Here is a 17653-nt window from a genome sequence, read left to right as displayed (position 1 = left end):
CCTCCGACCGATTCCGCGGGTCTCCCGTGCGCGGGAGCGGTCTCCCGCTATTCTCACAAGATGAGCAACTACCAGTACCCCGACGACGAGTTCGACGCAGCCGACGCCGACGGACCGGTTCCCGTCGGTGTGCATCGGGCTCAAGTGCCCGCATGGCGCAGTTGGATCCCGCTGCTGGCGGTGCTCATCATCGTGCCGCTCGTGGCCTGGGGCGCGGTCGCCCTGCTGAGGCACGGAGGCGCTCCCTCCTCGACCGCCACGTCCTCCGAGAGCGGGGCGGCGCCCGACGCCCCCGCGGCCTCCACCCGTCCCGCCGATACCGGCGACGCCCCCGCGCCCGACGCGAGCGGCACCCCCGGGCAGCAGTCCTCCGACAACGCCGACCTGACCACCGGCATCACCGTGCACAACGGCACCGCCGTCAGCGGACTGGCCGGCCGCACTCGCAGCAAGCTCGGGAACGACGGCTTCACCTCGGTCAACGTCGCCGACGGTGTCTACGGCGCCACCGACCCGGCTACCACCACGGTCTTCTACGCCGCTCCGGAGAACGCCTCGACCGCCCGGGCCGTGGCCGACTCCCTGGGCGTCACCAACGTCGTGGAGTCCGCCGAGGAGGCCTCGTCCAACCCGATCGTCGTCGTCCTGCGCGACGACTACCAGGAGTGAGCCGGGTCCTCCGCCCGCCCGTCCGCCGCGATCTCCTGCGCGCCGCCGTGCTGCTCCCCGCGACGGGCGCGGCCGTCGTGGGAAGCGCCGCCCTCGGCGCGCGTCCCTGGGCGCGACGGTCGGTCCCGCTCCTGTCGGAGGGGGTGGTCGTCGGGGCCGACGGCGCGGTGCGCCCGGTGCCGCCCGGCGGTACCGCCGTCTACGCGCCGGGGACTCGCGTGAGCTCCTCGGCGATGGGGCCTGCGTCGGCCTCCGTTCGGGCCTCCGCGAGGCGACGGCGCGACGGCGCCCGCCTTCCGGGCGGCAGGTGGGGAGCCCTGGCCGATGCGGCGCTGACCGACCTGCTCGTCCTGACCGGCCCGACCCTGGCCGAGGGCGGGGGGCGGGGACCGACCGCGTTCCCCGCCGGATCCGTCGTCGCCGGGCCGGTGAGCCCCTGGCGCTACACCTGGCCGCGCGACGCGTCCTTCGCGGCGGCCGCCTTCTCCGGCGTCGGCCTGCGCGGTGAGGCGCTCGGCGTCCTGGCCCGACTGGCCGCGCTGCAGCTGCCCGGCGGCGGCTTCGAGGCGCGCTACGGCGCCGACGGCGGCACGCCCGATGACCGGCCCGCCCAGTCGGACGGCGCAGGCTGGATGCTGTGGGCGGCGGGCGGCGTCCTGGCCGACGGGGCCGGGGCCGACGAGCTCGGGGCCGTCTGCGGGGCGGCGCTGGCGCGCGCCGCCGAGAACCTGGTGGCCCTGACCGACACGCCGTCGCACCTGCCCGCCGCCTCGCCCGACTACTGGGAGGTCGCCGAGCGAGCCCTCACCCTGGGCATCGCGGCGCCGGCGCTCCTCGGCCTGGAGGCCGCGGCGGCCCTGGAGGAGGCGGGGCTCGATATCGGTATCCCGGGGGGACTGGCGGCCGAGCGGGCCGCGGTGGTGCGCGTCGCCGTGGAGCGGGCCTTCGCCCCCGCGTGGGGCCGACACATGCGCGACGACGACATCGACGCCGCGATCGCCCTGGTCGGCCCGCCCTTCACACGGGAGCTGTCGGGCGCGCGAGAGGCGCGGGCCGACGCCGTCCCGCGGATGCGCCGAAGGAGCGGGGGCGTGGCGCCGGGCGCGTCCTGGCGCGACGACGGCGTCTCGTGGACGCCTGAGACGGCGCTGCTGGCGTGGTCCGCGGTCGCGCAGGGACGTCCGCGGGAGGCCGGGCGGCTTCTGGAGTGGCTCGACTCCCACCGCACGGCGCTGGGGGCGCTGCCGGAGAAGGTCTCCGCCGACGGGGCCCCGGCCGGACCCGCGCCCCTGGCCTGGACCTGCGCGCTGGTCGTCCTCGCCGTCCTGGAGGAGGGGCCGGGGGCGGACCGACCGTCATGAGGCGGTGGTCGGCCGCGGCGCGGGCGCCGCGTGTCGATCCTGCCGAGGGCGAACCCGTGCGCCTTGCACTCGAAGGTGGAGAGTGCCAGCATTGCGGCTAGCACTCGGGGTCGTCGAGTGATAACCGCCCGATGGCCGCGTGTGAACGACCCAGGCCGCTAGGTGAGGGTCGGGACCGGGCGTGACGTGAACGCCGGGGACCGGCTCGTCCGTCGCGGGCACCGCACGGCCACCTGTCACGTAAGGAGCAGTAATGCCCAAGATCATCGCCTTCGACGAGGAGGCCCGTCGCGGTATGGAGCGGGGCCTGGACGCCCTCGCCGACACCGTCAAGGTCACCCTCGGCCCCAAGGGCCGCAACGTCGTGCTCGACAAGAAGTGGGGCGCCCCCTCGATCACCAACGACGGCGTCACCATCGCCAAGGAGATCGAGCTCGAGGACCCCTACGAGAAAATCGGCGCCGAGCTCGTCAAGGAGGTCGCCAAGAAGACCGACGACGTCGCGGGCGACGGCACCACCACCGCCACCGTGCTCGCCCAGGCGCTCGTGCGCGAGGGTCTGCGCAACGTCGCCGCCGGCGCCAACCCGATCGCCGTGCGCCGCGGTATCGACAAGGCCGTGGCGGCCGTCGTCGAGCGCCTCCTGGCCGACGCCAAGGACGTCGAGACCCAGGACGAGATCGCGGCGACCGCCTCGATCTCCGCCGCCGACGAGCAGATCGGCGAGTTCATCGCCGAGGCCCTCGAGAAGGTCGGCCACGACGGCGTCATCACCGTCGAGGAGTCCAACACCTTCGGCCTCGAGCTCGAGGTCACCGAGGGCATGCGCTTCGACAAGGGCTTCATCTCCCCCTACTTCGTCACCGACGCCGACCGTCAGGAGGCCGTCCTGGAGGACGCCTACGTCCTGCTGGTCGAGTCCAAGATCTCCAACGTCAAGGACCTGCTGCCCCTTCTGGAGAAGGTCATGCAGTCCGGCAAGCCGCTGGCGATCATCGCCGAGGACGTCGAGGCCGAGGCGCTGGCCACCCTCGTCGTCAACCGCATCCGCGGCACCTTCAAGTCCGTGGCCGTCAAGGCCCCCGGCTTCGGCGACCGCCGCAAGGCGATGCTGCAGGACATGGCCATCCTCACCGGCGGCACCGTCATCTCCGAGACCGTCGGCCTCAAGCTGGAGAACGCCACCCTGGAGGACCTGGGGCAGGCCCGCAAGGTCGTCGTCACCAAGGATGAGACCACCATCGTCGAGGGCGCCGGCTCCAAGGACGCGATCGACGCCCGCGTGTCCCAGATCCGCGGCGAGATCGAGAACTCCGACTCCGAGTACGACCGCGAGAAGCTCTCCGAGCGCCTCGCCAAGCTCGCCGGCGGCGTCGCCGTCCTGAAGTCCGGTGCCGCCACCGAGGTGGAGCTCAAGGAGCGCAAGCACCGCATCGAGGACGCCGTGCGCAATGCCAAGGCCGCCGTCGAGGAGGGCATCGTCGCCGGTGGAGGTGCGTCCCTTCTCCAGGCCGCCGAGGCCCTGGCCGGCCTGAAGCTCGCCGACGACGAGGCCACCGGTGCCGCGATCGTCAAGGTCGCCCTGGAGTCCCCGCTCAAGCAGATCGCCGTCAACGCCGGCTTCGAGGGCGGTGTCGTGGTCGACCGCGTCCGCAACCTGCCCACCGGCGAGGGCCTGAACGCCGCCACCGGCGAGTACGTCAACCTCCTGGCCGCCGGCATTGCCGACCCGGTGAAGGTCACCCGTTCCGCTCTCCAGAACGCCGCTTCCATCGCGGGCCTGTTCCTGACCACCGAGGCCGTCGTCGCCGACAAGCCGGAGCCCCCGGCCCCGCCGGCCGCCGGTGGTGGCGACGAGATGGGCGGCATGTACTGATCGCCTCATGATCGTCCTGCCCGGCCCGGGCAGGACGATCGATTCGCCACTGGTTGCCTCAGTCGTCTCAGCGACCTCTGCGTGGCTTCCGAGTGACCTCCGACGACGGCGGGTCGTCCCCCAGCGCGATGGGCGGGCGACCCGCCGTCGTCGCGTGCTCGGGAGGTCGAGGCCGGTGCGCCCTCGGGCCGGGCGCTCTCGAATCGGGCGGGCTCGGGTCCGGGCCGAGCTCACACCGGGCCGCGGTTGCAGCCGAAGCGGCCCTTGTTGGTGACCTCGGCGTCGTCGTAGGACACGGCCGCCTGGTCGAGGGCCTGGCTGATGAGATCCAGACTCGACTGGACCTGGATGGCCGTCACGTGCCAGTCGGCGGCGCAGGTGGCCATGGAGTCCGAGGCGCCGCCCGTCCACGAGGACTGCAGCAGGGAGATGTCGCCCTTGAGGCCGTCGGTCTCGGTCTGGATGGTGGCGATGCGGGTGCGGGTGCGGGAGGCCGTGTCGGCGACGGCCTGGGTATCGACGGAGAAGACGGGCATGACGAGGCCTTTCATGAGGGCGCCGGAGAGCGCTGCGCGATGCATGGTGTGCGCCTCGACGTCGAGGCGCGGGACCACCGTAGGGCGGCGCGCGCGTCCCCTGCACGCGGAGTCTCCGACCCCTGTGGACGGCATCCGCACGGACTGGCCGGTGGAGCCCCGTGCGCTCCGTGCACCGTGGACGACGTGGACGACCTGGCGCTCAGCCGGGTCGGACTCGCCCCTGCTCGCCTCGCCCTCCTCGATTCGAGGGCCGTCCACCGATCGCGGCGCTCAGAGGTCCCCCGCGCCGTCCTCGGCGAGGGGCGCGGTGACCGGGGCGATCTCGCCAGTCCGTGTCTCTCGCAGGGCCTTGGCGGCCTCGGTCCGCAATCGCAGCCGCTCGGCCAGCTTGGCTCGCTCGGCCTCGACCAGGGCGGCCCGGTCCGCCGCCCGGCCGTCATCACCGGTCAGCGGACGGGGGCTCGACAGAAGCCGGTCCAGGTCGGCCACGCAGGTCTCCATCGTCGTGTGGCCCAGCTCCTCGCCATCGCCTCGGCGGGAGTCCGGTCGGGGGGGCCTGCGCCGAGGCGGGAAGGAGGGCGGGGCGGCGGCGACCTCGACGCCGTTGGCGGGCGTGCGCGGTGAGGAGGCCGATGCCGGAGATCTCTTGGGCAGGGCGGAGGCCGGGAATGGGATCGGGGAGCCGGAGGCGGAACGACCACGGGACTCCTGACCGCTCCGACCGCCCGGGGTGGTCGAGTCGCCCGCGTCGACGGGGCCGCTGCGTCCCGCTGCGCTCGGGCGTTGCACAGGTGGCGCCGCGTCGCGGGACGTCGGTGGGGCGTCGCCCCCGGTGCCGGCATCGACCTCGGCGTCCGCATCCACGGGGCGCATTCGGGCGAGCTCGTCGGTCAGTCGCTGCTTCTCCGCCTGGAGGTTCTGACGGGCGGGCCGTTCCCAGCGCTGCCCGAGCGGGGAGGAGAACAGCATCTCGCGGTCCAGGAGACGGGTGATGATCGTCAGGCGGGCGCGCAGGTAGTCCTCGACCGGGATATGGGCGTACTCCTCGCGCACCATCTGGCGGTAGCGCTTGTACTGCTGGGGCTCGACCGCCAGCGTGCCCAGGTCGGCGTCGTTGAGCGCCAGGGCGTCTATGTCGTTGCGGGGCAGGCTGCGGTGCTTGAGGTTGAGGATGAGGGCGCAGATGCGATCCACCGTTGCGTCGGGCAGGCCGAGTCGATGCAGGTCGCGCGCCGCGTAGGCCGCCGAGGCGACCTCGTCCTCGCCGCCGTTGCGCTTGTACGTCTGCTCGGAGGCGGAGGAGAAGACGCAACCGTGATACCAGGCGGCCAAACGCATGACGTCGGGATCGTGGGACTCGTCCGCCAACTCGTCGACGCGGGCTAGCATATTAATTGCGTGCTTGAGATTGTGGAAATGGCGGTCCGGGCTCGACCACATGTCGATGAGGGTCTTTCCCGACTGGCCGATGGTCTCAGCGGAGGCGGATGCCCCCAGTGCCCTGACGCTGCGGACATAGGCGGGAAGGAGCCACTGTGGCGCGTCGATGACGCCCATACGAGCCTCCGAGATAGGGTGCAGGACACGAAACATCGTATTGCTGGTCGCGGAGATTTGTGAAGGTACAGGTGTGTTCGGCCTACCACCTTTCCGTCCGCCCTTCGAATGTGCCGCGACCCATAAGCGATGCGGGGGCGCAGGTGTCTCTTGCGCCTCTTATATCACGTGCATCACGTGCATTGATCAGGCGTTCGCGGGCGCGATGCCGGGAAGCAGAGCGGGTATCTCGATGTGGACCGTCGCGCCGCCGCCCGGGGTTCGGCCCATGCGCACCGTGCCGCCGTGCCGCTCGATGATCGCCAGGACGATCGCCAGCCCCAGGCCTGATCCGCCCGTCTGCCGGTTGCGGGAGGTGTCCGCCCGGTAGAACCGTCGGAACACCTTCTCCACGTCCTGGTCGGACACCCCCGGGCCGTGGTCCCGCACCTCGACGATGGCGACGGTTCGGGGGGACTGCGCGGTGGGGGCCGCCGACGTCGAGCCGCCGGAGCCCGCAGGGGCGTCCCGGCGTCCGGCTCGCCGACTCGCGGCGCTCCCGCCCCCGACGGCCCGGTCCGCGAGCTGCGTGCGCGCCACCGTCGACTCGGGGCCCAGTCCGACGGCGACCTCCACCGAGGAGTTCTCGGGGGTGTGCCGCACGACGTTGCCCAGCAGGTTCGTCATGACCTGGGAGAGCCGGTCCTTGTCGCCGATGACAGTGACCGAGGGGGCCTCCTTCCCGGACGCCGCGGCGTCGTCGTCGAACGGGATCAGCTCGCAGTCGCGCTGGGGGGAGAGGACCATCATGTCGGTCAGGGCGCCCGCGGCGATGGCCGTCAGATCGACCTGCTCCATGGTCATCTCCCGGCCCTCGTCCATGCGGGCGAGCTGAAGCAGGTCGTCGACGAGACGCCCCATGCGCGAGGCCTCGGACTCGATGCGCCCCATGACCTCGTCCGTCCGCTCGGGCGGCACCCCTCCCATGCGGTAGAGCTCTCCGTAGCCGCGGATCGCGGCGAGCGGGGTGCGCAGCTCGTGCGAGGCGTCGGAGACGAAGCGGGTCATGCGCTCCTGGGCCACCACCTGGACGTCGAAGGCCTGCTCGTTGCGCTGGAGCATGGTGTTCAGCGCTCGTTGGAGGGAGCCGACCTCGGTGGTGGACGGCTCGGTGTTGGGAACGCGCGCCGACAGGTCTCCCGAGGCGATCCGGCCGGCCACCCGCTCGATCTGGCGCAGCGGGCGGAAGGAGCGCCGGACGAGGTAGGTCGCGGCGACCGCGCCCAGGATGATCACCGATATGTCGGTGGAGGCCACGACGAGGCGAGTCCTCTCGACGGTCTGCGTGGCGTCCCTGAGCGGAAGGGCGATCGCGACCACCCCGGTGTACTCGCCCTCCGACTTGATCGGCAGGGCGAGGACGCGCCACTGCTGCCCCTCGAGGTTGGAGTCGGCCGTGAAGAACTCCTGCTTGATGGCCTCCTCCAGGGAGAGCTTGCCCAGGACGGGAGTGCCGTACTCGGCCGCCGTGTCGTCGGAGATCATCCTGCCCGACGTGCCGTCGAGGTACTGGGCCTCGACGTAGTAGGTCGAGGGCATGCCGGGCCCCTCGCCGGTGCGGATCTGGCTCAGGCCCTGACGACCGATGGTCTCGGCCGTCACCCGCAGCTGGTCGTCGATCTGGCGGATCAAGTGAGTGCTGAGCAGCGAGGTGACCGACATGGTGGCGATGAGCAGGCCCGTGGTGAGCAGGCCCGTGGTGATCAGGGCCAGGCGACTGCGCAGCGGCTGGGCCATCCAGGAGCGCCGCAACGTCGTCAACGGGTGCCAACGGCCCTTCTTGATCGGCCGGTGCTGGCGGTTACTGGTCGTGCGCGCCCGGCGGGAGGTGTTCTTCGCGGTGCTGCGGCGGCGGGCGGGGCGGGCCCCGGAGGGACCGGTGCGAGCGGTCCGCCTGGCGGTGCGCACCGCTCACTCGCCTTTGGGCTCGCGCAGCATGTAGCCCACTCCTCGACGGGTTTGAATGAGGGGCGCGACGCTCTGCCCGTCCCGGTCCTCGATCTGGTCGACCTTGCGCCGCAGATAGGAGATGTAGGACTCGACGATGGCCGCGTCCCCGTTCCAGTCGTACTCCCAGACGTGATCCAGGATCTGGGCCTTGGACACCACCCGGCCGGAGTTGAGCATGAGGTAGCGGAGGAGCTTGAACTCGGTGGGGGACAGGTCGACATCCACCCCGGCGCGGTGCACCTCGTGGGCGTCCTCGTCCAGCACGAGGTCGGCCACTCGCACGACGCCGTCGTCGTCCTCCGCGGCGCTGTGCGTTCGGCGCAGGATGGCGCGGATACGGGCGACCACCTCCTCCAGGCCGAAGGGTTTCGTGACGTAGTCGTCGCCCCCGACCGTCAGGCCCTGAACCTTGTCGGCCATGTCATCGCGGGCGGTCAGGAAGAGGATGGGGGTGGTGATATCGCGCTCGCGCAGACGTCGTGCCACGGTGAAGCCGTCCATGTCCGGCAGCATGACGTCGAGCACGATGAGGTCCGGTTCGGCCTCATCGACCCCGTGGAGCGCTCCATTGCCGTCGGCCGCCGTCGTCACTTCGAAACCGGCGAACCGCAGCGAGGAGGCGAGCAGATCACGGATATTGGGCTCGTCGTCGACGACGAGCAGGTGAGCCTCGTGAGTCGTGTGGGAGTCCTGGATGCGGTCCATGCACGCAACTGTGCCCGGGAACACTGAAAGGTTCCTGAGTATCGGATGTGGTGTTAGTCCTGATGCGCCGGGAGGCGCACGTCGGATCCGCCCCCTGGACCGCGCGATCTCGGGGGCGGAGCGCCGATTCGTCGTCTCCGAGCCCGGGTCAGATGAACTTGAGCGGGTCGAATTCGTCGAGCGGGATGATCCGTACGCGCGGCAGCGGACTGGTGAAGGCGTCCACGTCCTCCTCGAGATCGTGGATCACCAGGCCGTACTCCACCAGGCCCGCCAGTTGCGCGTTGAGGAACTCGCGGAAGCACAGCACGCCGACGTAGGCGCCGGCTCCCAGGAGGCGCTCGACCTGCGGAATGTAGTCGCCGTCGTGCGAGCCGAGCAGGACCTGGGCGCTCTGGCCGGACTCGACGCGCGATGCGAGGGCGTCCAGCGTGCGCTGGATGCCGACGTCGACGACCTTCTCCTCGGCATGGCCCGACCCGGCCAGCGGCAGAGGGCGGTACTCCATCGCCATGAGGGCCTGGACGAAGCCCATCGGCATATGGCCCGAGGTGGCGTTGAGGAAGAAGAGCGCAGTGGTATCGGCTCCCTGCCCTCCGGCGCTGGCGTCGGAGAGCTCGTCGCAGAAGGAGAGCACACGGTCCCAACGCGGACGCTCCTCCGGCTCGGGCCGGCGTCCCAGGACGCTCATGCCCAGTGTGGCGTCGATGTTCTCCCCGTCGACGAGGAGGTAGGTGGGGATGCTCATGACGCCATGCTAACGGCCTCGGGGGCGTGCGGCTGGCTGGAATCGATGTACGGTGGCCGGCGAGTCGGCGGGGTCCGACCGCTGATGACGTCGGCTCAGCCGGTCCGGCGGAGCCGGTGGCCGGGCCGGCTGGACCCGTCGTCGGCGGTCGGCGGTCCGTGAGGCGGCAGGTGGGCGTCAGTAGGAGGACGCCTCGGGGTCCGCCGGCTGGCCGGTCGGCCGGGCGCTCTCGGCCTTGAGCGCGGCGAAGGCGGCGTCGACGTCGTCCCCGTCCGTGATCTGCGCCGGTGACTGGGCGGCGGGCAGCGCGCTGTTGCCGCCCGACTTCAGGGCCGCCAGGCGCGCCTCGGCCTCCATCTCGGCGCCGGAGGCCTCCAGCTCGGCGAACTGCGACTCCAACGAGGACCCGGCCAGCTCCATCTGGCCCGCGGCCTGCGCCTCGACGCGGCGGACCTGGTCCTCGTAGCGGGAGAGCTCGCTGGTGGGGTCCATGACGTTGATCGAGCGGATCGCGCCCTGGACCTTGACCTGCGCCTCGGCGGTCTTCCTGCGGGCGATGAGCTGGTCCCGCTTGGAGTGCAGATCGCCGAGCTTGGCCTCCATCTGCTGGAGCCCCGTCTTGAGCTGCTCGACGACCTGCTGCTGGGAGGCGATCATCGGCTCGGCGGCCTTCGCCTCGTTCTCCGCCGTGATCTGCTTGGTGATGGCGATCTTGGCCAGCGAGTCCCACTTGTCGGCGCCGGCCGCGTCCCCGCCGGCGCGCATCTGGTCGGCCTTCCGGGAGGCCGCCAGGGCCTTGTTGCCCCAGTCCCTGGCCTCGGCCAGATCCGCGGCGTGGTCCTTCTCGGCCAGCCGCAGGTTGCCGATCGTCTGGGCGACGGCGTCGCGCGCCTCCGAGATGGAGGCGGTGTAGTCGCGCACCAGCTGGTTGAGCATCTTCTCCGGGTCCTCGGCGCGATCGAGGAGGGCATTGACGTTGGCCCGGGTCAGCTGGGCGATGCGCCCCAGGATCGACTGCTTCTCAGCCATATGCGATATTCCCTTTCTTCGTGCCCGGCTGCCGGATGCGACGCGCGAGCAGGTCCGTGGTCGGCTCTGTTGTCAGTGCTGTCGTGTTGTCAGCGGGGGTCCGGGACATCGTTCCAGAAAACCCGTGCCCGGCCCAGTGCGTTCGAGGAGGGCGTCATCGGGCGCGAGCCCCGCGGGGCCGGTCGACGGGCCCCGGCGGGAGCCCGATGAGACGGCTCCTCCGGGAGGCCCGGTGCCTCCAGGGCGGTGCGGCTGCTGTCAGTCGAAGAAATCGAAGTCCAGATCGATGTCCGGGCCTCCCCAGCCGCCGTAGTCGTGGTGGCCGCCGGTCAGGCCGCCCAGGAGCAGGCCGCCCAGCACCAGGGAGCCGACGTCGAGCCCGCCGCCCGAGCCCCGCCCGCCCCGCGGGCCGTCCCACGACCCCGACCGGTGCACGTCCGTCTCGGCCAGCGCCTGGGCCTGCGCCACCAGCGGCTCGCCCTGGGCGACCTCCGCCAGGGCCGCCGACGGGTCCGCGCCCTGCATCGAGGTGGCGGCCGCCGCGTGCCTGGAGGCCTCCGACAGCGCCGTCCTCGCCGAGGGGCCCACGGCTCCGCGGTGCGTGGTGATGTAGGAGGTGACCGCCGCGATCTGGGAGTTGAGGCGCGCCAGGCGCGAGCCGAGCGAGGCCCGTGCCCGGGAGTCGTTCTCCTCCCGGGCGCGAGCCGGGGCCAGGGCCTCGTCGAGCGCGGCCTCCGCCCGGGCCAGGTGGTCCAGGGCCGCCAGCGGGTCCCCGCTCGCCCCGGGGCCGGAGGCGGCCCGCCCCTCGGCGACGGCGGCCTCGGCGTCGGCCACCAGCGGGTTCAGCGACGCCGCCGGCACCTGGGAGGCCAGGCGCTCGGCATCGACGAGGTCGGAGGAGATCGAGGCGACGGCCGCGGTCAGGTCGGCCGCGGCGCGCTCGAGACGCTCCCGCGCCCCGGTGACCTGGGCGGCCAGCTCGCCCGCCTGGACGATCGTGCCCTGGGCGATGCGCACCTGCTCGACGGCGGTGGCCTGCTGATCCGCCTCGATGGAGGCGCGCGCCTGGTCCAGGGCCGTGCGCCCGGCGGCCAGCAGCCTCTCCGCGCGCTCGGGGGCCTGCGAGACGGAGGTCAGCGAGCCGGCCGGGTAGGTGGCGTGGAGGGTGACCAGCAGGGTGTTGGCCATGGCGATCGCCTGCTCGGTCTCGTCGGCCCTCTGCTCGGTCTCGGCCACGGAGGTCGGCAGATTCGCCTCCAGGCCGCGCCGGGCGTTGAAGGCGGACTCCTGCTCCCTGATGACGTTGATGGCGTCGGTGCACCGTTGGAGGATCTCGCCGTACATCTGGCGCTGGACCGGCTCGGTCTCCGGGATGTCGTCGTCGAGGAGCTTGCGCAGCTCGAAGGAGCGGGCGAGGTGGCCGCGAGCGGTGTTCAGCGCTCCGGTGAAGGCGTCCGTGGCCGACAGCCCGAACTGGGCCTGGGCGTAGGAGAGCTCCTCGGAGGCGGAGCGCACGGCGTCGTCGGCGGTCACGAGCGCTCTGCCCGCGCGGACCCGGAGGTCCTCGACCGTGACTACCTGCGGCGGGGCGGGGGTGTCGCGCTTGCGTTTCCAGAACACGTCGGGCTCCTCGAAGATGCGTGCGGAGGGCTCATCGTCCCTGGTGGGCGGGCCGTCGGGCAAGCCGTTTCGCCCGGAGCGCCAGAGCAGGGCCGGAGCCGGGCGAGCCGACGGGCGGCTTCGCCCCGGGGCGCCGGGCGGGCCCTCCCCCGTGCCGCCCACGGCGTGTAGGACCGCTCCTTCGCCCCGGAGCGCCCGGGCCGGTGGCGGGCTCGGGCTCCACCCTCGTCGCCGCCACGCCTTCGCCCTGGAGCGCCCGGGCCGGTGGCCGCCCCGGACGTGCTGCGCGCCGTGCCCGCCCTGGACGACGGTCATAAAGTGACACGCTGGAACAAATATTCCGCGACGATCGATCTCCGAAACCCCTGTGGCCAGCCGTGATCCGGTAGTAGAGTCAACGCCGTCCCAGTCCGCAACGAACGATGATGATGACGGCACGTCGTGGAAGGTTTTCAGATGTCGGGTCAGTTGAAATGGGATCATAGTCAGGCGTCGTCGGCCATGTCGAGTTCCAACTCGGCGAGCGATCATATCAGCGGCGATTCGGTGAGCTCCCCGTCGGGCTGCGGGACGTCGGCGTCGGCGGCGTCGGGAGCGGTGTCGAGGCTGCAGTCGGCGTTATCGGGTCTGCAGTCGCTCATCCCGTCGATATCGAATAACCTATCGATCGCCGATGCGAATATGACGACCGCTGATACGCAGAGCGCCAGTAGTGTTCCGTCCTCGTCGTCGGTGTCCCCGTCACTGATGACGAGCTCGGGGCCGCTCATCGGGACGTGCGCGCCCGGCGGATCCGGGAGCCCCGGGAGTTCCGGGCGCTCATCGTCGAGTTCGGGACCTGCCTCCGGGGGTGTGAAGCCCCAGTTCTCGGCTGCGCAGTCGGGCTCTTCCACGTCTCACGCGGGTTCGGGGGTTCCGTCGTATCCGCGGACGGGGTCGGATCCTCTTGGGAGTGGCAAGTAGGCGAGGCGGCTAGTGGACTGACTTGGTTGACATGGGTGATGTGATTGTAGAACTGGAGGGCAGTGGTTGTGGCGATTGATACTCATCTGGATGCGACCCCGTCGGATATCACGGCGTCGGCGACGGCGATCGGTACTATCAAGACGAATGTCGATAGCGCGGAGGATGATCTGATCAGCGCGCGCAAGAGCGCGTGCGAGCTGGAGGGGTCGTCGGCCGTGGCCGCCCTGAGCTCGCTCAGCACCGCGGTCGACGGTTGCGAGGATCTGGTGACGGACCTGGGGGACTACAAGACGGCCCTGGATAATCTGGCGAGCGCCCTGAGCAGTATCGACACGGATCTGCAGGGGATCCGTGATCAGGCGACGGCCGGTGGACTGACGCTCAACGGGGAGACCGTGGTCGAGCCGAAGAGCTCCTACCCTCTCGGAGCGAATCCCGACAACTCCGTGGAGGTTTATGAGAACAGTGTGGAGCAGGACAGGATATCCCTGTACAAGAACCTGGAGACGCAGACGAGCGATATCCGTACTCGGGAGAAGGAGGCGCGTCAGGCCTTCTCGGACGCCTGCGCGAAGATCGGGACCAACCCCATCGCCCATGCTGCGTCGAATGCCGTGAAGGGATACTTCATTCCCGATACCAGGGCCGGGGGCTGGGTGGGTGCGGCGCGTGCCGGCACCTGGGGCATCAGTCGCACCAGGGATATCGCATCGCTGGTGGAGGCCGCCGGTTTGAGGGCGTCCTCCGCGGATGTCACCCGGACGCTCAAGTACACCAAGTACGTCACCAACCGCTCGGCGAATGCCGGGAGGCATGCTCTGCGCGGGATCACCAAGACGACGGATGTGGTGACGGAGGCCGGGGGCAAGGGGACGCAACAGTGGAGGCATGCGCTGAGCGACCGCAAGCTCTCGAACTGGAGCCCGACCAAGGCCGCGGAGGGCTCCACGGGGGCGAAGGTCGTCGATACGGTGCGCAAGGCCGGTAAACCCCTGAAGTGGGCCGGTCGTGCGGGCACGGCGGTGAGCTTCGGCGTCGATGCCTACGAGCAGTGGCAGAAGGACTCCAAGGACCCGTCCATCGGTCAGGGAGAGAAGGTGGCGCGTGCGGCGACGAAGGGCGCCGGTTCAGCCGCCGGCGGCTGGGCAGGAGCTCAGGCCGGTGCGGCGATCGGTGCGTGCGTGGGCGGACCGGTGGGGGCCGCGGTCGGTGGGATCGTCGGCGGGGTCGTCGGGTCTGGTGCCGGGAAGGCGCTCGCTGATAAGGCTCTTGGTTGGTTCCATTGATTGATGATTGTTGTGTTGGGGTGGTGAGGTGTGGTTAGGGACGTGTTCTACGGTGTTGTCGGCCTGTTCTTGGGTGGGATGATGTTCGTGAATTGGTGGTTCGCGATGTTCTCGGACAGTGGTTATGGGAAGGGGTGTCGGTCCATGTTGTGGGGGGATTTCAGTCTGGGTCGTAATACGGTGGCGGTCATCGAGCCCGCGGTGGGCGGTTTTATGTTATTCGGTGGAGCGGCAATGCTGGTTGGGGTCGCTGGCTTCGGGAACGATAGTGTTTTGATGTCGTTTTTCGCTCCGGCTGCGTTACTATCCTTGTTGGTGGCGGCGTTGGGTTTGATTCCGTTTCCTTTGCCGGCGCCGATGTATCCGGAGTGGCAGTTGGAGAAGCGTCGTCGGCGGGACGCGCGGTCGGGTGCCGGGGCAGCTGAGGAGGTATGGCGGCGCGCGGGCTATCCGACGGGGGACCCGGACGTCCCCGAGGGTTTCGAGGAGGAGGTCTCGCCGTACCAGACGCCCCGTCGTTATTCAGGGCGGCACAAGCGCAAGCGCCGGTGGCTGCCGTGGTCGTGAGCCCGCGCACCCTCGCGCCTGTCGTACGGGTTGGGGTGGTGAGGTGTGGTTAAGGATGTGTTGAACGGCGTTGGGTGCCTGTTCTTGGGTGGGATGATGTTCGTGAATTGGTGGTTCGCGATGTTCTCGGACAGTGGTTATGGGAAGGGGTGTCGTTCTATGTTGTGGGGGGGTTTCAGTCTGGGTCGTAATACGGTGGCGGTCATTGAGCCCGCGGTGGGCGGTTTTATGTTGTTCGGTGGGGGGTTGTTGTTGGTTGGGGTGGCTGGTTTTGGGACCGGTGGTGTTTTGATGTCGTTTTTCGGTGCGGTTTCTTTGCTGTCTTTGTTGGTGGCGGCGTTGGGTTTGATTCCGTTTCCTTTGCCGGCGCCGATGTATCCGGAGTGGCAGTTGGAGAAGCGTCGTCGGCGGGACGCGCGGTCGGGTGCCGGGGCAGCTGAGGAGGTATGGCGGCGCGCGGGCTATCCGACGGGGGACCCGGACGTCCCCGAGGGTTTCGAGGAGGAGGTCTCGCCGTACCAGACGCCCCGTCGTTATTCAGGGCGGCACAAGCGCAAGCGCCGATGGCTGCCATGGTCGTGAAGCCCACGCGCCCTCGCTCGGGTAAACCTATTCATCAAGACGATCGATCCACTCTTCTCTCTCTCGTCCAGTTCCTCATGATTGCGACTGCGAGCCCGACTGCCGCGGCGGCTATGCGACTATTCGCGCCCTTCGGTAGCAGGTCGACTGCTTCCATGAATCCCGGGCCTCGCACGGTCGTACCTTGCGGTTCGCGGTCGTACATGGAACCGCGTGGTCGTACCCTCCTGCTCCAGGTCGTACCTTAGCGAGGCCCTAAGGCACGACCACGTGGAAGAAAGTACGACCGCGCGGGCCCGGGTACGACCGCGCGCGGAGCGCGGAACGCCTGCCATGCCCACGACATCGTGTCCGTCGGAACGTCGGCCTGCGCGGGTCGGAGCTCGGGGTCCTGGTCGCGCAGTCGGCCCCCGTAGTCCGGGACGACCGGGGCGTGTGGGCCGACCTGGACGGAGGCGGAGCATGAGTCTCACGTGATCGATGAGACCGGTGCGACAGGAGAGATTGAGCGGCGCGCGACGAGCGTGGGTGTGTCGAGAATCTCGTTCGTGCTCCGGGTTCGCACCGGGTCGTGCCGCGTCGGCGACGGGGTTCCATTCGGGGTCGCTCGCGCTCCGGGGTCGCGTCGACTCGTGGTGTCCTCATGCCCGGCTTCGTCCATCGGCGCCTTCGACCCTCGATCCACCTCGTCGGCGAGAGCGGATCCCCGTGACCGCTTTGAGATCCGGTGGTAGGGTCTGCCCGTTCCAGTCGCGGCGAAGAGGTGGCGCGACAGTTAGGTGGGAGGCTGTCAGATGCCGGGTCAGTTGAAGTGGGATCATAATCAGGCGTCGTCGGCCATATCGAGTTTGAATTCGGCGAGCAGTCATGTCAGTGGCGATTCGGTGACATCCCCGTCGGGTTGCGGATGGTCGGCGTCGGCGGCGTCGACCGTGGTGTCGAACCTTCAGTCGGCGTTATCGCGTCTGCAGTCGCGTATTCCGGCGACGTCGAGCAGTTTGTCGACCGCCGATACGAATATGACGACGGTTGACGGGCACGTCGCCAGCAGCGTTCCGTCCTCGTCGTCGGTGCCCCCGTCGTTGATGACGAGCTCGGGGCCGCTCATCGGGACGTGCACTCCTCCTGGTTCCGGGAATTCCTCGTCGAATCCGGCCTCCGGAGGTGTGAAGCCGCAGTTCTCGATTCCGCAGTCGGGTTCTTCCACGTCTCACGCGGGTTCGGGGGTTCCGTCGTATCCGCGGACGGGGTCCGATCCTCTTGGGAGCGGTAAGTAGAAGCAAGTGGATATTAATGGACATTGATGCAGGACTGGGGGGCAGTGGTTATGCCGATTGATACTCATCTGGATGCGACGCCATCGGATATCACGGCGTCGGCGACGGCGATCGGTAACGTCAAGTCGCATGTCGACAGCGCGGAGGATGATCTGATCAGCGCGCGCAAGAGCGTGTGCGAGCTGGAGGGATCGTCGGCCATAGCCGCCTCGGGGTCGATCTCCACGTCGGTGACCGACTGCGAGAACCTGGTGACGGACCTGGGGAGCTACAAGACGGCTCTGGACAACCTGGCGAGCGCTCTGAGCAGTATCAAGACGGATCTGCAGGGGATCCGCGACCAGGCGACGGCCGGGGGACTGATAGTCGCCGGGGAGACCGTGCACGATCCGGCGACCGTCAAGGCGGCCTCCGCCGACGGTGGAAGCGGCAGTGGCGGCGCCGGCGGCGAGAGCGACAGCGGCGCTGCGGCGAGAACCGCCCTGTACAAGAACCTGGAGACGCAGACGAGCGATATTCGTACTCGGGAGACCGAGGCGCGTCAGGCCTTCTCGGACGCCTGCGCGAAGATCGGGTCCAACCCCGTCACCAGCACCGTGTCGAGTACTGTGGGCGGGTACTTCGTTCCCGATACCAAGGGCGGTGGCTGGGTCGCGGCGGCGAAGGTCACCAAGTGGGGTATCGGTCGCGCCAAGAATATTGCGACGGTGGTGGAGGCTGCCGGTTTGAGGGCGTCCTCCGCGGATGTCACCCGGACGTTCAAGTACACCAAGTACGTCACCAACCACTCGGCGAATGCCGGGAGGCATGCTCTGCGCGGGATCACCAAGACGACGGATGTGGTGACGGAGGCCGGGGGCAAGGGGACGCAACAGTGGAGGC

General features: G+C 69.8%; 15 protein-coding genes and 1 pseudogene. 7 read left to right on the top strand and 9 right to left on the bottom strand.

The features are described from left to right. The first annotated feature begins 60 nt into the window (after window positions 1–60). The 3 genes from G448_RS0105965 to groL all read left to right on the top strand — a co-directional run bounded on the left by G448_RS0105965 (window position 61) and on the right by groL (window position 3906). The gene (locus G448_RS0105965; protein WP_026407258.1) at window positions 61–669 is read left to right on the top strand and encodes a LytR C-terminal domain-containing protein; all 609 of its coding nucleotides are present in this window, start codon (window positions 61–63) and stop codon (window positions 667–669) included. Further along, a complete protein-coding gene (locus tag G448_RS0105960) occupies window positions 666–2030 on the top strand; it encodes a hypothetical protein (RefSeq protein ID WP_026407257.1) in 1365 nt (454 codons plus the stop codon). Before G448_RS0105965 ends, G448_RS0105960 begins: the two co-directional genes overlap by 4 nt. A 253-nt stretch (window positions 2031–2283) precedes the next feature. Then, entirely contained in the window at window positions 2284–3906 is a 1623-nt protein-coding gene (gene groL, locus G448_RS0105955; RefSeq protein ID WP_026407256.1) for a chaperonin GroEL, read from the top strand. A gap of 230 nt (window positions 3907–4136) precedes the next feature. On the opposite strand, the gene G448_RS0105950 is transcribed toward groL, so the two are convergent. The 8 genes from G448_RS0105950 to G448_RS0105915 all read right to left on the bottom strand — a co-directional run bounded on the left by G448_RS0105950 (window position 4137) and on the right by G448_RS0105915 (window position 12986). Then, complete coding sequence (locus tag G448_RS0105950) at window positions 4137–4442, bottom strand: WXG100 family type VII secretion target (RefSeq protein WP_026407255.1); 306 nt, start codon at window positions 4440–4442, stop codon at window positions 4137–4139. A gap of 273 nt (window positions 4443–4715) precedes the next feature. Next, window positions 4716–6002 (bottom strand): hypothetical protein, encoded by a 1287-nt coding sequence (locus tag G448_RS0105945; RefSeq protein ID WP_026407254.1) that lies wholly within the window; start codon window positions 6000–6002, stop codon window positions 4716–4718. A 186-nt stretch (window positions 6003–6188) separates the two neighbouring features. Next, window positions 6189–7778: a sensor histidine kinase gene (locus G448_RS15295; RefSeq protein WP_034494556.1), complete on the bottom strand. Its 1590-nt coding sequence runs from the start codon at window positions 7776–7778 to the stop codon at window positions 6189–6191. A gap of 174 nt (window positions 7779–7952) precedes the next feature. Continuing rightward, window positions 7953–8696 carry a response regulator transcription factor gene (locus tag G448_RS0105935; protein WP_026407253.1) on the bottom strand — a complete coding sequence of 248 codons (744 nt, stop codon included), beginning with the start codon at window positions 8694–8696 and terminating at the stop codon, window positions 7953–7955. A gap of 148 nt (window positions 8697–8844) precedes the next feature. Next, a complete protein-coding gene (locus G448_RS0105930) occupies window positions 8845–9444 on the bottom strand; it encodes an NYN domain-containing protein (RefSeq protein WP_026407252.1) in 600 nt (199 codons plus the stop codon). Between the two features lie 177 nt (window positions 9445–9621). Beyond that, entirely contained in the window at window positions 9622–10473 is an 852-nt protein-coding gene (locus tag G448_RS15290; RefSeq protein WP_084436383.1) for a PspA/IM30 family protein, read from the bottom strand. Window positions 10474–10731: 258 nt separating this feature from the next. Continuing rightward, the gene (locus G448_RS0105920) at window positions 10732–12093 is read right to left on the bottom strand and encodes a hypothetical protein (protein WP_026407251.1); all 1362 of its coding nucleotides are present in this window, start codon (window positions 12091–12093) and stop codon (window positions 10732–10734) included. 527 nt (window positions 12094–12620) lie between these two features. After that, window positions 12621–12986, bottom strand: a complete 366-nt coding sequence (locus G448_RS0105915; RefSeq protein ID WP_156910938.1) for a hypothetical protein — start codon at window positions 12984–12986, stop codon at window positions 12621–12623. 138 nt (window positions 12987–13124) lie between these two features. On the opposite strand from G448_RS0105915, the gene G448_RS0105910 reads away from it, so the two are divergent. From G448_RS0105910 to G448_RS15280, 3 genes are all read left to right on the top strand, one after another. Continuing rightward, complete coding sequence (locus G448_RS0105910; protein ID WP_026407249.1) at window positions 13125–14345, top strand: hypothetical protein; 1221 nt, start codon at window positions 13125–13127, stop codon at window positions 14343–14345. A gap of 42 nt (window positions 14346–14387) precedes the next feature. Next, entirely contained in the window at window positions 14388–14912 is a 525-nt protein-coding gene (locus tag G448_RS18515) for a hypothetical protein (RefSeq protein WP_211227969.1), read from the top strand. 96 nt (window positions 14913–15008) lie between these two features. Further along, a complete protein-coding gene (locus tag G448_RS15280; protein ID WP_245572219.1) occupies window positions 15009–15494 on the top strand; it encodes a hypothetical protein in 486 nt (161 codons plus the stop codon). A 946-nt stretch (window positions 15495–16440) separates the two neighbouring features. On the opposite strand, the gene G448_RS18040 is transcribed toward G448_RS15280, so the two are convergent. After that, window positions 16441–16602 (bottom strand): hypothetical protein, encoded by a 162-nt coding sequence (locus G448_RS18040; protein WP_156910937.1) that lies wholly within the window; start codon window positions 16600–16602, stop codon window positions 16441–16443. Window positions 16603–16821: 219 nt separating this feature from the next. Between G448_RS18040 and G448_RS0105890 the strand changes: the two are divergent. After that, window positions 16822–17653, top strand: a pseudogene (locus G448_RS0105890) (hypothetical protein); the annotation flags it as partial.

This window comes from Actinomyces gerencseriae DSM 6844 (assembly GCF_000429265.1).
Lineage (GTDB): Bacteria > Actinomycetota > Actinomycetes > Actinomycetales > Actinomycetaceae > Actinomyces > Actinomyces gerencseriae.
The sequence above is the reverse complement of the archived record's forward strand: the minus strand, read 5'-3'. Positions and strand labels throughout refer to the sequence as shown.

Excerpts from the sequence above, each read along its gene's own strand:
- G448_RS0105965 (WP_026407258.1), top strand. The coding sequence starts at position 61 with ATGAGCAACTACCAGTACCCCGACGACGAGTTCGACGCAGCCGACGCC.
- groL (WP_026407256.1), top strand. The coding sequence starts at position 2,284 with ATGCCCAAGATCATCGCCTTCGACGAGGAGGCCCGTCGCGGTATGGAG.
- G448_RS0105950 (WP_026407255.1), bottom strand. The coding sequence starts at position 4,442 with ATGCCCGTCTTCTCCGTCGATACCCAGGCCGTCGCCGACACGGCCTCC.
- G448_RS0105945 (WP_026407254.1), bottom strand. The coding sequence starts at position 6,002 with ATGGGCGTCATCGACGCGCCACAGTGGCTCCTTCCCGCCTATGTCCGC.
- G448_RS15295 (WP_034494556.1), bottom strand. The coding sequence starts at position 7,778 with ATGGCCCAGCCGCTGCGCAGTCGCCTGGCCCTGATCACCACGGGCCTG.
- G448_RS0105935 (WP_026407253.1), bottom strand. The coding sequence starts at position 8,696 with ATGGACCGCATCCAGGACTCCCACACGACTCACGAGGCTCACCTGCTC.
- G448_RS0105930 (WP_026407252.1), bottom strand. The coding sequence starts at position 9,444 with ATGAGCATCCCCACCTACCTCCTCGTCGACGGGGAGAACATCGACGCC.
- G448_RS15290 (WP_084436383.1), bottom strand. The coding sequence starts at position 10,473 with ATGGCTGAGAAGCAGTCGATCCTGGGGCGCATCGCCCAGCTGACCCGG.
- G448_RS15280 (WP_245572219.1), top strand. The coding sequence starts at position 15,009 with ATGTTCGTGAATTGGTGGTTCGCGATGTTCTCGGACAGTGGTTATGGG.
- G448_RS18040 (WP_156910937.1), bottom strand. The coding sequence starts at position 16,602 with ATGAGCGGCCCCGAGCTCGTCATCAACGACGGGGGCACCGACGACGAG.